Origin of the sequence: Mycobacterium sp., assembly GCF_044370595.1 — a bacterium.
Classification (GTDB): Bacteria; Actinomycetota; Actinomycetes; order Mycobacteriales; family Mycobacteriaceae; genus Mycobacterium.
The window spans coordinates 1-14,931 of the sequence record NZ_JBILVF010000078.1; the positions used below are offsets into that span (position 1 = coordinate 1).

General features: G+C 68.0%; 15 protein-coding genes. 12 read left to right on the forward strand and 3 right to left on the reverse strand.

Annotated elements, in window-relative coordinates; all coding sequences use genetic code 11:
• The 3 genes from ADBZ5N_RS11520 to ADBZ5N_RS11530 form a co-directional block, all read right to left on the reverse strand.
• Positions 1–1,424: PE-PPE domain-containing protein (locus ADBZ5N_RS11520; protein WP_526257618.1), on the reverse strand; the 1,424-nt coding region annotated here is incomplete at its 3' end.
• Positions 1,425–1,753: 329 nt separating this feature from the next.
• Complete coding sequence (locus tag ADBZ5N_RS11525) at positions 1,754–2,452, reverse strand: SIMPL domain-containing protein (RefSeq protein ID WP_526257619.1); 699 nt, start codon at positions 2,450–2,452, stop codon at positions 1,754–1,756.
• On the reverse strand, positions 2,449–3,411 hold the full coding sequence (locus ADBZ5N_RS11530; RefSeq protein ID WP_526257620.1) for an alpha/beta fold hydrolase: 963 nt from the start codon (positions 3,409–3,411) through the stop codon (positions 2,449–2,451). The genes ADBZ5N_RS11525 and ADBZ5N_RS11530 overlap by 4 nt, the downstream gene beginning before the upstream one ends.
• Before the next feature lie 187 nt (positions 3,412–3,598).
• On the opposite strand from ADBZ5N_RS11530, the gene ftsH reads away from it, so the two are divergent.
• From ftsH to lsr2, 12 genes are all read left to right on the forward strand, one after another.
• Positions 3,599–5,983, forward strand: coding sequence for an ATP-dependent zinc metalloprotease FtsH (ftsH, locus tag ADBZ5N_RS11535; RefSeq protein ID WP_526257621.1), 2,385 nt, complete (start codon positions 3,599–3,601; stop codon positions 5,981–5,983).
• 17 nt (positions 5,984–6,000) lie between these two features.
• A complete protein-coding gene (gene folE / locus ADBZ5N_RS11540) occupies positions 6,001–6,603 on the forward strand; it encodes a GTP cyclohydrolase I FolE (RefSeq protein ID WP_526257622.1) in 603 nt (200 codons plus the stop codon).
• 38 nt (positions 6,604–6,641) lie between these two features.
• Positions 6,642–7,463, forward strand: a complete 822-nt coding sequence (gene folP, locus ADBZ5N_RS11545; protein ID WP_526257629.1) for a dihydropteroate synthase — start codon at positions 6,642–6,644, stop codon at positions 7,461–7,463.
• A complete protein-coding gene (gene folB / locus ADBZ5N_RS11550) occupies positions 7,456–7,857 on the forward strand; it encodes a dihydroneopterin aldolase (RefSeq protein ID WP_526257630.1) in 402 nt (133 codons plus the stop codon). The genes folP and folB overlap by 8 nt, the downstream gene beginning before the upstream one ends.
• Positions 7,854–8,378 (forward strand): 2-amino-4-hydroxy-6-hydroxymethyldihydropteridine diphosphokinase, encoded by a 525-nt coding sequence (gene folK / locus ADBZ5N_RS11555; RefSeq protein ID WP_526257623.1) that lies wholly within the window; start codon positions 7,854–7,856, stop codon positions 8,376–8,378. The genes folB and folK overlap by 4 nt, the downstream gene beginning before the upstream one ends.
• Positions 8,378–8,863 carry a DUF3180 family protein gene (locus tag ADBZ5N_RS11560; RefSeq protein WP_526257624.1) on the forward strand — a complete coding sequence of 162 codons (486 nt, stop codon included), beginning with the start codon at positions 8,378–8,380 and terminating at the stop codon, positions 8,861–8,863. Before folK ends, ADBZ5N_RS11560 begins: the two co-directional genes overlap by 1 nt.
• An 86-nt stretch (positions 8,864–8,949) precedes the next feature.
• Entirely contained in the window at positions 8,950–10,062 is a 1,113-nt protein-coding gene (locus ADBZ5N_RS11565) for a DUF6779 domain-containing protein (RefSeq protein ID WP_526257625.1), read from the forward strand.
• 81 nt (positions 10,063–10,143) lie between these two features.
• The gene (locus tag ADBZ5N_RS11570) at positions 10,144–11,082 is read left to right on the forward strand and encodes a Rossmann-like and DUF2520 domain-containing protein (protein WP_526257626.1); all 939 of its coding nucleotides are present in this window, start codon (positions 10,144–10,146) and stop codon (positions 11,080–11,082) included.
• The gene (gene panC / locus ADBZ5N_RS11575; protein WP_526257627.1) at positions 11,079–12,008 is read left to right on the forward strand and encodes a pantoate--beta-alanine ligase; all 930 of its coding nucleotides are present in this window, start codon (positions 11,079–11,081) and stop codon (positions 12,006–12,008) included. Before ADBZ5N_RS11570 ends, panC begins: the two co-directional genes overlap by 4 nt.
• 91 nt (positions 12,009–12,099) lie before the next feature.
• Positions 12,100–12,927: a type III pantothenate kinase gene (locus tag ADBZ5N_RS11580; protein ID WP_526257631.1), complete on the forward strand. Its 828-nt coding sequence runs from the start codon at positions 12,100–12,102 to the stop codon at positions 12,925–12,927.
• 73 nt (positions 12,928–13,000) lie between these two features.
• Positions 13,001–14,524, forward strand: coding sequence for a lysine--tRNA ligase (gene lysS / locus ADBZ5N_RS11585; RefSeq protein WP_526257632.1), 1,524 nt, complete (start codon positions 13,001–13,003; stop codon positions 14,522–14,524).
• A gap of 99 nt (positions 14,525–14,623) precedes the next feature.
• The coding region (lsr2, locus tag ADBZ5N_RS11590) for a histone-like nucleoid-structuring protein Lsr2 (protein ID WP_526257628.1) at positions 14,624–14,931 on the forward strand (308 nt) is incomplete at its 3' end.

Consider the following 14,931-nt stretch of genomic DNA (forward strand, 5'->3'; position numbering starts at 1 on the left):
AGCCCGGTCGCCTTGGCCGTCGCCGAGCCGGCTGCCCCGGAGAGCCCGCCGTCGGGGGCGCCGACCGCACCTGCGCCGGCAGTTCCGGCGGCCGGCACCAGGATGCCCCAGAACGGCTTCTGGAACTGCGCCCGGATGCCCTCGGTCAGGGCCGTCAGCACGTCGCCCGGCACCTTCGACCGCTGCTCGGGCGTGAGGGGATCGACCGAACCGAACGGCGTCGGGGTGTAGGCCTGATACAGGGTCCGATCGTAGGCCTGGTAACCCAGCTGGGCCCACGTCTTCGCCGCGTCGGTGCCACATGCCTGAGCGCAGGTGTTGAGCGCATCGGGGGTCAGCACATCGGTGTATCCGGTGTTGACGAGGATCCTCAACGCTGGCTGGATCGCGTCCGCGATCGGGGTGCCCAACAGGTAGGGGCTGCCCAGGGCGTTCAGAGCGAGGTTGACACCCTGCGCGGGCAGCCGCATCGGCGCCAGCAGCGGCAGGTTGCCCGACGGAGCGGTCATGAAGGCCCGCGGGAAAATCGGGGGCTGGCCAAGGGCGAACTCGGGCAGCGTCGCGAGAAGCTCGGGGCCCGTACCCGTGGTGTTCGACGTCGTGCCGGCGCTGGTGATCAGCGTCGTGCGGAACTTGCCCAGGATGTCGGTGATTTCGCCCTGGAACAGGTCCAGCGACGGGATCACGGCCATGGCCGAGTTGATCAACGAAAGTAGATTGGCGGTGGCCGGGAAATCAGCAAACGTGTTGTACTCCCACGTCACGTCGATCAGGCTGACGTTGAGGGACGTGTCGGCGTCGACGACGTAGTCGCCGATCTCCGGCAGGGCGGAGTTGAGACTCAATGCGGCGGTGATGTTCGGGAACCGGGCCGCCAGTCCGCCGTTGGGCCGCAGGAGATCGTTGATGGGGATCAGGCTCACCAACGTCGAACCCGGCCGCAGCGGCTCCTCACCGGCCGGGGTCTTCCCCTGCGTGCTGGCGATCAGATCGTTCGTGGCGCCGGTGGCGGCGAAAATCCCAATCCCCGAGGTGATTACCGGAACGGCGCGGCACACCTCGGCACTGGACTGCCCGCACGCGCCGAACCCACCGGTGACCTGGGTGGACGGCAACCCGTTGATGACCCGGTACAGGTTCGGGACGTTCGCTGCGGTCGGGATCAGGGGGACGTTCCCGATGACAGGAAGGTTGAAACCGCCGATCCCCAGGGCCGGAAGCAGATTGACCAACGGTCCCGTGGTGGGCGCCTGCAGGTAGTACGGACCCGGCTCGGCCGCCAGGGCCTGCGGTGTCCCCAAACCCAGGCCCAGCGCACTGGCGGTCGTGGCGGCCACACCGGTCAGCGCGATGCGCTTGGCCCGGCCCCGCCCTGACTTCCGTTGTTCCCGGCGGGCTTTGCGATTGCTCAGGGGGTTCGGCATCGCGGTTGTCTCCTCACGGTGTGGCGCTCAGGGCGAGTGGGTCGCCCAGGGCCGGACCTCGTGCGCACGCCGTCCTCGAGCGACCAGAAGACTAGAGGCATCAGCGAGCTTATGTCCGTATTTCCGAACAATTGAATCGGGTGATCCCGGATGCGCGGAATCCACCGGTGGCCAGCCCCGGGTTGAGGATCGCCATCCTGATGGTGTCGTCGGCGGGGTCCAGAGCCGGGGGTTGTTCCCAGCCCGGCGGCACCGGGATGCGCAGGCGCGGTTCCTGACTGTCCGACCCCGGCCGCCAGCGGAGTGCCGAAGAGGGCGGGGAGGAACTCTCAGTTCAGTTCCCACACCGCGGTCACCGAGAAGCTGACCGTCTGCTCGCCGGGCTGCAGCGGCACGTCGGCGGCCTTGGCTTCCGGCGCTGAGGGCATCGGCCGGGGCGGAATCGATTGCGGCGCTTCAGAAATCGAGATCACCGAGCCCAGCGACAGCCCGGACAGATCGGCGTACTGGGTGGCCCTGTTCATGGCGTCGGCGAAAGCCTCCGCCCGTGCGTCGCTGATCAGTTGGGAGTCGTCCCGAATCGAATAGGTCACCGAGTTGATCCGGGCGGCGTTGCCGCCGGCGTCGACGACGGCGGACAACGCCCCGGGAGCCGCCGCAAGGTCGCGGAATGTCACCGCGATCGTGTTGCCGGCCCGGTAGCCGGTGATCGCCGAGTTCTCCCCGTACTGGGGTGCGACGTTGACACCGGTGGTCGCGATGTCCTTGGCCTCCACCCCGCGTCCGGTGAGGGTGTCGATGACCGCCTGCTGGCGTCGGTTGGCCTGGTTCATCGCCGCGGTCACATCGGGGGCGACCACCTCGACGCCGACATCGGCGGTCAGCGTGTCCGGCGCCCCCTGAACTTCGCCGTAGCCCACCACGGTCACCTGGCGCGGGTTGGTCGCCACCGGCGATGCGGAGTCGCAGCCGGATACTGCCACGGCGACCGCCACGAGAGTTGCAGCGCAAACGGTTCGACGAATCATGTCCACCTCACTTCGGATAGGAACCTCAGCAGTTCCGCGTTGACGGCATCGGGCCGCTCCTGCTGAATCCAATGCCCGGCGCCCTCGAGTAGCACCTCGCGGTAGGGCCCGGTGGCCACCTCCCGGGCTCGGTCGATTTTGGTGAAGGCCAGGACCGGGTCGTCCCTGCCGCCGACGAACAGTGCCGGAACCGAGGTGGTCTGGGCCCTCGGCGGCGCCATGAGGTGCCAGTTGCGGTCGAAGTTGCGGTACCAGTTCAGCGCACCGGTGAATCCGCTAGGAGCGAACTCCTGCGCGTAGTGCTCAAGGTCGGCAGGAGTCAGCCACTCCGGTAGCCGCACCGGCTCGGGTAGCCGGTCGATGAAACCGTCCGGTCCCGGTGCCAGCATCTGCAGCGCGGCCGCCTCGTCCTGGCTGGCGCGCATGCCGCCGAGCATCCGCCGCATCGCGCGGCGGGGATCGGCGGCCATCTCGGCATCGGCCACCCCCGGCTGCTGGAAGTACAGGATGTAGAAGAAGTTGTCCCCGAAGATCCGCCGGAAAGCCTCGGTGGGTGGGGCCAGCGGACGCGGTACCGGTGGCACGCTCAAACCCGCGACCGCCGCCACCCGGTCCGGATACAGCAACGCTGTGCTCCAGCTGACTACCGCGCCCCAATCGTGGCCTACCAGCGCACCGCGTTCCGCTCCGGCGTAATCCAGCAAACCAACCAGGTCCCCGCTCAGCGCGCTGATGTCGTAGGCCTCGACCGGTTCGGGCCGCGACGAACCGCCGTATCCGCGCTGGTCGGGAGCCAGTACCCGGTACCCGGCGGCGGCCAACACCGGGATCTGGTGACGCCACGAGAACGCCAACTCGGGAAAGCCGTGGGCCAGCACCACAACCGGGCCGTCCGGCGGACCAGCCTCGAATACCCGCAACCGGACCCCGTTGAGGTCGACGAACGAGGGTGTGAGCACGGTCGCCAGCCAAGCACAGCAGGCGGGGCCCGTCGAAGAAGGACGGCGAAAGTGGGATGCGGCGATCTTGCGAACCAATCGGTGACGGAAACTCCGACGGCAATGCCGGGTGCCTGCGTAGCGGTAACCTTAGAGGCTGCTGGGAGCGCATACGGAAGGACGGGACCCCCGCAGGGGTGAATGCTTGATGAATCGTAAAAACGTTATCCGCACACTGACGGTGATCTCCGCCGTGCTGCTGCTGATGTGGTTGTTCGCGTACTTCAACGACGACACCCGCGGCTTTAAGCCGGTCGACACCTCGGTTGCGGTAGCTCAGATCAACGCCGACAACGTCTCCAGCGCCCAGATCGACGACCGAGAACAGCAGGTCCGTCTGGAACTGAAGGCCGGCAACGGTGAGACCGGTGACGCCAACAAGGTCATCGCCAAGTACCCGACCGGCTATGCGGTGCCGCTGTTCGATTCGCTGACCGCCAAGGGTGTCAAGACCAACACCACGGTCAACCAGCCCAGCTTCCTGGGCACGCTGCTGATCTACATGCTTCCGCTGCTGCTGCTGGTGGCGCTGTTCGTGCTGTTCTCCCGGATGCAGACCGGCGGCCGGATGGGCTTCGGGTTCGGCAAGTCGCGGGCCAAGCAGCTGTCCAAGGACATGCCTAAGACCACCTTCGCCGACGTCGCCGGCGCCGACGAGGCGGTCGAGGAGCTCTACGAGATCAAAGACTTCCTGCAAAACCCCGCCCGCTACCAGGCTCTGGGCGCCAAGATCCCCAAGGGTGTGCTGCTCTACGGCCCGCCCGGCACCGGCAAGACCCTGCTCGCCCGGGCGGTCGCGGGTGAAGCCGGTGTGCCGTTCTTCACGATCTCCGGGTCGGATTTCGTGGAGATGTTCGTCGGCGTCGGCGCATCCCGGGTGCGGGACCTCTTCGAGCAGGCCAAGCAGAACTCGCCGTGCATCATCTTCGTCGACGAGATCGACGCCGTGGGCCGCCAGCGCGGCGCCGGCCTGGGCGGCGGACACGACGAACGCGAACAGACCCTCAACCAGCTGCTGGTGGAGATGGACGGGTTCGGTGAGCGGCAGGGCGTCATCCTGATCGCGGCGACCAACCGCCCTGACATCCTAGACCCGGCGCTGCTGCGGCCAGGCCGGTTCGACCGCCAGATCCCGGTGTCCTCCCCGGATCTCGCCGGCCGCAAGGCGGTGCTTCGGGTGCACTCCCAGGGCAAGCCGCTATCGCCGGACGCAGACCTCGATGGCCTGGCCAAGCGCACCGTCGGGATGTCCGGGGCAGACCTGGCCAACGTGATCAACGAGGCGGCGCTGCTGACCGCCCGGGAGAACGGCACCATCATCACCGGGGCGGCGCTGGAGGAGGCCGTCGATCGCGTCATCGGCGGACCGCGCCGCAAGGGCCGCATCATCAGCGAGCTGGAGAAGAAGATCACCGCCTACCACGAGGGCGGACACACCCTGGCCGCCTGGGCGATGCCCGATATCGAACCGATCTACAAGGTCACCATCCTGGCCCGCGGCCGTACCGGCGGGCACGCGGTCTCGGTGCCCGAGGACGACAAGGGTCTGATGACCCGCTCGGAGATGATCGCCCGGCTGGTCTTCGCAATGGGTGGCCGCGCCGCTGAGGAACTGGTGTTCCGCGAGCCCACCACCGGTGCGGTCTCCGACATCCAGCAGGCGACCAAGATCGCCCGCGCGATGGTCACCGAGTACGGCATGAGCGCCAAGCTGGGCGCGGTGCGCTACGGCACCGAACACGGCGACCCGTTCCTGGGCCGCACCATGGGCACCCAGGCCGACTACAGCCACGAGGTGGCCCGCGACATCGACGACGAGGTCCGCAAGCTGATCGAGGCGGCACACACCGAGGCCTGGGAAATCCTCACCGAGTACCGCGACGTGCTCGATGTCCTGGCCGGGGAACTGCTGGAGAAGGAAACGCTGCACCGCGCCGAATTGGAGGCTCTTTTCGCAGACGTGCAGAAGCGTCCGCGGCTGACGGACTTCGACGACTTCGGCGGGCGCATCCCCTCGGACAAGCCGCCGATCAAGACGCCTGGCGAACTGGCGATGGAACGCGGCGAGCCCTGGCCCCAGCCGATGCCCGAGCCGGCCTTCAAGAAGGCGATCGCCCAGGCGTCCGCGGCTGCCCAGCCGCAGCATGCCCAGGGAGCCAACGGCAACGGGGCACACGCTGCCGGACCGCAGCACGGTGGCCATCACGCCAACGGTCCGCGCCAGCCCGATTACGGTGCCCCAGCGGGCTGGCGGGCCCCGGGTTGGCCGCCGCCGCCGCAGGGCGGCCATCACTACCCCCCGCCGGGCTGGGGCCACCAGCCCCAGCACGGACAGCCCCACCACGCTCAGCCCCAGCACGGGCAGCCCCACCACGCTCAGCCCCAGCACGGACAGCCCCAGCACGGGCAGCCCCACCACGCTCAGCCCCAGCACGGGCAACCGGCCTATCCGCCGCATCAGCAGTACCCGGCGCCAACCGGCCACGGGCCCCAGGACGAGTCCGGCGATGACAACGGCCGGGCCAACAGTTGACGACGGACGGAGTACCTATGCCGCAGCGCGATTCGATCACGCTGGACACGCCGCTGTTCGATCAGCCTCGCGCGGAGGCGGCGGTGCGGGAGTTGCTGCTAGCGGTCGGGGAGGATCCCGACCGCGATGGTCTGAAAGAGACCCCGGCACGGGTGGCGCGGGCATTCCGGGAGATGTTCGCCGGTCTCTACACCGACCCCGATTCCGTGCTGGACAAGACCTTCGACGAGGGCCACGACGAATTGGTTCTGGTCACGAAGATCCCGTTGTACTCCACCTGCGAGCACCATCTCGTGGCGTTCCACGGAATGGCGCACGTGGGTTACATTCCGGGAGCCGACGGCAGGGTGACCGGTCTGTCCAAGCTGGCGCGGGTGGTGGACCTCTACGCCAAACGACCGCAGGTGCAGGAACGTCTGACCGCCCAGGTCGCCGACGCGATCATGCGCAAACTTCAACCCCGCGGGGTCATCGTCGTGGTGGAGGCCGAGCACATGTGCATGGCGATGCGCGGTGTGCGCAAGCCCGGCGCGGTCACCACCACGTCTGCGGTTCGCGGGATGTTCAAGACCAGCAACGCATCTCGAGCCGAGGCGCTGGAACTCATCCTCCGCAAGTGAGCGACGACGTCCTTTCCCGGGTCGCGTCGCCCCTGGTGATGGGTGTTGTCAACGTCACCGCTGACTCGTTCTCCGACGGCGGGCGCTTCCTCAATCCCGATCGTGCGGTCGAGCACGGTCTGGCACTCTCGGCCGAGGGGGCCGCGGTCATCGACGTCGGCGGCGAATCGACCCGACCCGGTGCGGTACGGATAGAACCGTCCGTCGAGCGGGCGCGGATCGTCCCCGTCGTCAAAGAACTTGCCGCACAGGGAATCACGGTGTCAGTCGATACCATGCACGCCGAGGTGGCGCAGTCGGCCCTGGACAGCGGAGCAGCTATCGTCAACGACGTCAGCGGTGGCCGCGCCGACCCCGACATGGCGCGCGTGGTGGCCCAGGCGGGTATCCCGTGGGTGTTGATGCATTGGCGGTCGGTGGGGGAGGGTCAGTCCCACGAGGTGCCGCGCTACCGCGATGTCGTCGCCGAGGTCCGCGATGGACTCTTGTCGGCGGTCGATGCGGCGGTGAGCGCCGGCGTGGACCCCTCTCGGCTGATCATTGATCCCGGGCTGGGCTTCGCCAAGACGGCGCAGCACAATTGGGCGTTGCTCAACGCGATACCGGAATTCGTCGGCACCGGAATCCCGGTCCTGGTCGGAGCCTCCCGCAAGCGCTTCCTGGGTTCGCTGCTGGCCTCGGCGGACGGCACCCCGCGCTCACCCGACGGCCGGGAGACAGCCACCGCGGTCATCTCGGCGCTCAGCGTCCTGCACGGGGCGTGGGGTGTCCGCGTTCACGACGTGCGAGCCAGTGTCGATGCACTCAAGGTTGTCGGCGCCTGGCAGCATCCGCAGGAAGGCAGTGACCGAGTTGGCTGACCGCATCGAGTTACGGGGTCTGACCGTTCGCGGTAATCACGGGGTGTTCGACCATGAACGGCGTGACGGCCAGGACTTCATCATCGACATCACCGTGTGGATCGACTTGGCCGACGCCGCCGCCAGCGACGACCTCAACGACACCTACGACTACGGAACGCTGGCCCAACGCGCCGCCGACATCGTCGCCGGTCCACCCCGCAACCTGATCGAAACGGTCGCCGCCGAGATCGCCGAGGGCGTCATGGAGGATCCACGGGTGCACGCCGTCGAAGTGGTGGTACACAAACCGCAGGCCCCCATCCCGCTGACCTTCACCGACGTGGCGGTGGTGGCGCGCCGGTCCCGACGAGGCGGGCGCGGTCAGATCGTCCCGGTCGCGGTGCAGGTGTGAGCAGGGTGGTGCTGTCGATCGGGTCCAACCTCGGCGACCGACTCAGCCGGCTGCAGTCCGTCGTCGACGCCGCCGGTGATCGTGTGATGGCGGTATCCCCGGTGTTCGAGACCGACGCCTGGGGCGGGGTCGAACAGGGGCCCTTCCTCAACGCGGTGATCGTCGCCGAGGATGCCGACCTCGATGGACACGGTTGGCTGCAGTGGGCTCAGCAGGTGGAACGGGACAACCAGCGGGTCCGGACCCAGCGGTGGGGCCCGCGGACCCTCGACGTCGATCTGGTCTGTTGTTTCGACGGCGACTCCGAGATCCGCGAGGACACCGCGGAGCTCACCCTGCCGCACCCGTTCGCGCACCAACGGGCATTCGTGCTCATCCCCTGGTTGGCGGTGGATCCGGCGGCCGAACTGACCGTCGGGGACCGCCGCCGCCCGGTGCGGGACTGGCTCGCCGAGGTGGATCGTGCGGAGCGCGACGGTGTGCGGCCGAGAGATCTGGTGCTCAACGGTCCGGTCGGCTGATGGGCCCCACCCGTATCCGCGATCTGGCCGCGGCCGCCGCACTCGCCGCCGTGATCGGTTATCTGGCCATCCGCCTGATCTACCGGTACTTCCCGCCGATCACGCTGTGGACCGGCCTGTCGCTGCTGGCGGTCGCCGCCGTCGAGGTTTGGTGGGCGGTGTCGGTGCGCAGCCGGATCCGCGACGGCCGCATCGGGGTGGGCGGCGGACGGCTGCATCCGCTCGCCGTGGCCCGGACCGTGGCGATCGCCAAGGCCTCGGCGTGGGCCGGTGCGCTGATGCTTGGGTGGTGGGTAGGCATGCTGGTGTATCTGGGGCCCCGCCGTACCGAGCTGCGGGTGGCGGCCGCCGACCTGCCCGGCGCGATCGTTGCTGTGCTCAGCGCGCTGGCACTCGTGGTCGCCGCGCTGTGGCTGCAGCACTGCTGCAAGTCGCCGGGGGATGAGTCCCCGGGTGAGCCCGACGAGCACGCCGTCGGCGCCTGACGGACCGCGCCCGACCCGGATGATCGCGCGAATCGCCGCAGCTTGTCGTCGCGGGCGGGCACTTTAGACGCGGTACAGTGCTGCCCATGACCGTTCAGTCCCGCGGCGCGCGGAGCAGGCGCGGCGACCGCGGGCCGGGTTGGATACTGCTGACCGCGCTGCTGGTTCTGGCGATCCTGGCCAGTTCAACACTGGTCTTCACCGATCGGGTCGAGTTGCTGCGGCTGGCCGTGGTGCTGTCACTGTGGGCGGCGGTCATGGCTGCCTTCGTCACGGTGATCTACCGCAGGCAAACCGATGTCGCCCAGGCCCGCGCCCGGGATATGAAGCATGTCTACGACCTCCAACTGGACCGGGAGATCGCGGCCCGACGCGAGCACGAGGCCTCGGTCGAGGCGCATCTGCGTCGGCAACTGTCCCGGGAGGTGCGCGCCCAGGCCGCCGACGAGATGGCCGCTCTGCGCGCCGAACTGGCCTCACTGCGGTCCCAGCTCGAAGTGATGCTCGGCACCGACCTGGCCCACCGGCCGGCGCTGGGAAGCGAACGTGTCGCAGTCCCGATGCCCCCGCCGATGCCCCCGCCGCCGGACCGGGTCGAGAGCAGCCGGGTCACGGTGATCTCCGAGACGGTGTTCGCCGAGGCGGTGGTGATGGCCACCGACGAGACCGACTATGTGGCGGAGAACCCGATCATCGACGTCGCCGAGGAGCCGCTGGCACCGGTCTACGAAGAGACGGTGCAGACGGTGCAGACAGTGCAGACAGTGGAGACGGAGACGGTGATGGTGCCGCCAGTGTTCGAGCCCGAGCCGCAGTACGGCGGCACCCACCGCCGCCCCGAGCCGCCGCCGCCGCCGGCCGAGCGCCTCGTCGCCCCGTCCGCTCCACAACCCGAGGCACCCTGGCGGCCGCCGGAAGTGCGTCTCGGCCGCCACAGTGCGGACAACGGCCAACCGCCACCCCGGCCGGCGCCCGTCGCGCCGCCCGAACCGCCCCGCGGCCGGCACTGGGTTCCCCCCGAGGCCCCGCAAGGCCCACCCGGACGGCACCGTCCGCCGGAGTCGGTCGCCGAACCCGGCATCGAGGAACCCCAGCCCACCGGGCAGCATGCCGATGGGCAGTCTTTCTCGGAACTCCTCCAGGGTCTTCAGGTAAATCGTCCCCCCGCCGGCGGCGGTCGCCGCCGCCGAGAGGACTGACCTTCAGACGCTAGACTCGCCCCTGACCGTCCGGTACCCCCAGCGGGATCGGAACGATACTCACGTCAGCGAGGTCGGCCAATGGGGATCCCTAATGGCTTGCGCCCGGCCAGACTCAAAGTGGGCATCATCTCGGCTGGGCGGGTTGGCACCGCCTTAGGGGTGGCACTGGAACGCGCCGAGCATGTCGTCGTGGCGTGCAGTGCCATTTCTAACACCTCGCGCCGGATGGCGCAGCGCAGGCTGCCCGACACCCCCATCCTGCCGGTTCCCGACGTCGCCGACTGCGCCGAACTCCTCCTGCTGACCGTCCCCGACTCCGAACTGGCCTCTCTGATAGCCGGATTGGCGGCGACCGGTGCGGTGCGACGGGGCACCATCGTTGCCCACACCTCCGGCGCGAACGGGGTGGCGGTGCTGGCGCCGTTGACTGAGCAGGGCTGCGTACCACTGGCCATTCATCCGGCGATGACGTTCACCGGCGCTGACGAAGACATCGCCCGTCTGGCCGACACCTGCTTTGGCATCACCGCGGCCGACGAGATCGGTTATGCCATCGCCGCATCGCTGGTCCTGGAGATCGGCGGGGAACCCTTCCGGGTCCGTGAAGACGCCCGCACGCTTTACCACGCCGCGCTCGCTCATGGCAGCAACCACATCGTCACCCTGATCGCCGACGCGCTCAGCGCACTGCGCGCCGCGCTGGCCGGCCAGGAACTGCTCGGCCAGGAACTCATCGGCGACGCCCCCGGTGGCATCGCCGAACGTGTCATCGGACCGTTGGCCAGAGCGGCGTTGGAGAACACCCTGCAGCGCGGTCAGGCCGCGCTCACCGGTCCGGTAGCGCGCGGCGATGCGGCCGCGGTCGCGGCGCACCTCGCCGCTCTGAATGACGTCGATCCGATGCTGGCCCAGGCTTATTGCGCGGACTCGCTGCGGACCGCGCAGCGATCACACGCCCCACAGGAGGTTTGTGACGTGTTGACCGACTGGTCCCGATCGGGGGGATCGCACCGGTGAGCAGCAAAGCGCCGCAGTTCAGCGCCGGACAGCTCAACGTCTACCCGACACCGCACGCGGTCTCCGAGGTCAGCCGAGCGCTCCGGCACACCGGCCGCCGGGTCATGCTGGTCCCGACCATGGGGGCGTTGCACGACGGGCACATGGCGCTGGTGCGAGCCGCCAAGCGGCTGCCCGGATCGGTGGTCGTGGTGTCGGTCTTCGTCAACCCGCTGCAATTCGGCACCGGTGAGGACCTCGATGCCTACCCGCGCACCCTTGACGCAGACCTGGAGTTACTGGCCGAAGAGGGCGTCGAGGTGGTGTTCACCCCGACCCCCGCCGTGATGTATCCACTCGGTCCGCGCACCACCGTCCACCCCGGCCCCCTCGGCTCCGAACTCGAAGGTACCGTCCGCCCAACGCATTTCGCCGGCATGCTCACGGTGGTGTTGAAGCTGCTGCAGATCGTTCGGCCGGACCGCGCCTTCTTCGGTGAGAAGGACTACCAGCAACTCGTCCTGATCCGGCAGATGGCCGATGACCTCAATCTCGATTCCCGCATCGTCGGCGTGCCCACCGTGCGTGAGTCCGACGGACTGGCGATGTCGTCGCGAAACCGCTACCTGAACTCCGAGGAACGCGAACAAGCCACCGCGTTGTCCTCGGCACTGCTGGCCGGGATGTACGCCGCGGGCGGGGGGCCGGCCGCCGTACTCGACGCCGCCCGCGCGGTCCTTGACGAGGTGCCGGCCATCCTCACCGACTATTTGGAGTTGCGCGGGCCCTGGCTGGAGCCCACCCCGTCCGTCGGTCCGGCCCGACTGCTGGTCGCCGCGCGCCTGGGCTCAACACGCCTGCTGGACAACATCGGGATCGAACTGCCCGGCGGGTCCGCTGTACCCGACGCGGGTGGGGGCGAACCTGAGATGACCTGGAGGAACTGATGTTCCGCGTACTGAAGTTCCGCGTACTGCCGAATTCCGCAATCCACCCTGCCGTCGACCTCTGCGGGCCGCTGCCGGGGGTGCGTTGACCGTGCTGCTGGCCATCGACGTTCGCAACACCCACACAGCGGTGGGACTTATCTCCGGATCCGGCGATCACGCCGAAGTGCTGCAGAACTGGCGGATACGAACCGAACCCGAGGTCACTGCAGATGAACTCGCCCTGACCATCGAGGGCCTCATCGGCGACGATTCCGAGCGCCTCACCGGGGTAACCGGGCTTTCCACGGTTCCGTCGGTCCTGCACGAGATTCGCGTGATGTGCGACCAGTATTGGCAGGCTGTACCGCATGTGCTGATCGAACCCGGTGTGCGGACGGGCATTCCGCTGCTGGTCGACAACCCCAAAGAGGTTGGCGCCGACCGGATCGTGAACTGCCTGGCCGCCTACGCCAAGTTCGGAACCGCCGCAATCGTCGTCGACTTCGGCTCCTCGATCTGCGTCGACGTGGTCTCGGCGAAGGGGGAATTCCTCGGCGGGGCGATCGCCCCGGGAGTTCAACTGTCCTCCGACGCCGCCGCCGCCCGTTCGGCGGCGCTGCGCCGGGTCGAACTGACCAGACCCCGGTCGGTGGTCGGTAAGAACACGGTGGAATGTATGCAGTCCGGCGCGGTGTTCGGGTTCGCCGGACTGGTCGACGGCCTGGTCAACCGGATCCGCCAGGATATGGACGGCTTCGCCGGCAGCAACGTCGCGGTGGTCGCCACCGGCCACGGCGCAACCCTGATGCTGCCCGAGCTGCACACCGTCGAGCACTACGACAAACACTTGACCCTCGACGGGCTGCGCATGGTCTACGAGCGCAATCAGGACACCCAACATCGGAGGGCAGGAGCGACGCGACCCGGGAGTAGGTAAAGCCGACTCAAGCCAGCCCGCTGAACCGCCGAGGTCAAAACTCCCTTTAAGCTGGCACGCCGTGAGTGAAGCCTTGTCGGCAGCCGGCGCCTCGTCGGGAGCCACAGAACCGTCCGAGGACCTGCCCGAGCAGTTCCGGATCCGGCAGGGCAAGCGGCAGCGCCTGCTCGACGAGGGCCGGCAGGCCTATCCGGTCTCGGTGCCGCGTACCCATTCGCTGGCCGACATCCGGTCCGGCTACCCCGATCTGCCCGCGGACACGACCACCGGCGACGTCGTCGGCGTCGCCGGCCGGGTCGTGTTCTCCCGCAACTCCGGAAAGCTGTGCTTCGCCACGTTGCAGGAAGGAGACGGCACCCAACTGCAGGCCATGATCAGTCTGGCCGGCGTCGGGCCGGAGGCACTGGAGGCCTGGAAGGCCGATGTCGACCTCGGCGACATCGTGTTCGTGCGCGGAGAGGTGATCAGCTCACGGCGCGGCGAACTGTCCGTCCTGGCCGACTCCTGGCAGATGGCGGCCAAGGCGCTTCGCCCGCTGCCGGTGGCGCACCGGGAGATGAGTGAGGAAGCCCGCGTGCGGCAGCGCTACGTGGACCTGATCGTGCGGCCGGCGGCCCGTGCCGTGGCGCGCCAGCGCATCGCCGTCGTGCGGGCGGTACGCAACGGCCTGGAGCGCCGCGGATTCCTGGAGGTCGAGACCCCGATGCTGCAAACTCTGGCCGGCGGCGCGGCCGCGCGACCGTTTGTGACGCATTCAAACGCCTTGGACGCCGATCTCTACCTGCGGATCGCCCCGGAACTGTTCCTGAAGCGGTGCGTGGTGGGCGGTATGGAAAAGGTTTTCGAACTCAATCGGAATTTCCGCAACGAAGGTGCCGACTCGACGCACTCGCCCGAATTCGCCATGTTGGAGACCTATCAGGCGTGGGCCACCTACGACGACTCGGCAATCATGATCCGCGAACTCGTTCAGGAAGTCGCCGACGAGGCCCTCGGCACCCGCGAGGTCGCATTACCCGACGGGACAATGTATGACCTCGACGGCCAATGGCCGTCGATTGAAATGTATCCCTCTTTGTCTGATGCCCTCGGTGAAGAGATCACCCCAGAGACGTCCGCAGAATACCTGTGGGCCATTGCCGACCGGCTCGGTCTGGAGATTCCCCGGGACCGCGGTTACGGCCACGGAAAGCTCATCGAAGAACTGTGGGAACACACCGTGGGCGCCACCCTGTGGTCCCCGGCTTTCGTCAAGGATTTCCCCGTGGAAACCACCCCGCTGACGCGCGAGCATCGCAGCAAAGCCGGGGTGACCGAGAAATGGGATCTCTACGTCCGCGGCGTTGAACTGGCCACCGGGTATTCCGAGTTGATCGACCCGGTGATCCAGCGGGAACGATTCGAAGCCCAGGCCCGGGCCGCGGCTGCCGGCGACGACGAGGCGATGGCACTCGACGAGGATTTCCTGGCGGCAATGGAATACGGAATGCCGCCCACCACCGGAACGGGTATGGGCCTCGATCGGTTGCTGATGGTACTGACCGGGCTCTCAATTCGCGAGACGGTTTTATTTCCAATTGTCCGGCACCGCCACTGAGCCGGCTGCAATTGTTGTAACCGGACCGGACTTTATGGCACATTACTGCTCGGACGTAAATCACGTCGTCGGCCGTGCACAGAAAGATCCGATCGAATCATGGCAAAAAAAGTGACCGTAACCCTCGTCGACGATTTCGATGGTGAGGGTCCCGCTGACGAGACTGTCGAATTCGCGATCGATGGTGCGACTTATGAGATTGATCTTTCCGCCAAGAATGCCAAGAAACTGCGCGAGGATTTCAAACAGTGGACCGACGCCGGCCGGAAGGTCGGCGGAAGGCGCCGGGGACGGCCGGCCGCACCGGGCCGGTCCGGCCGCGGCACGATCGACCGCGAACAAAGCGCCGCCATCCGCGACTGGGCCCGCCGCAACGGGCACAAGGTCTCGACCCGCGGCCGCATCCC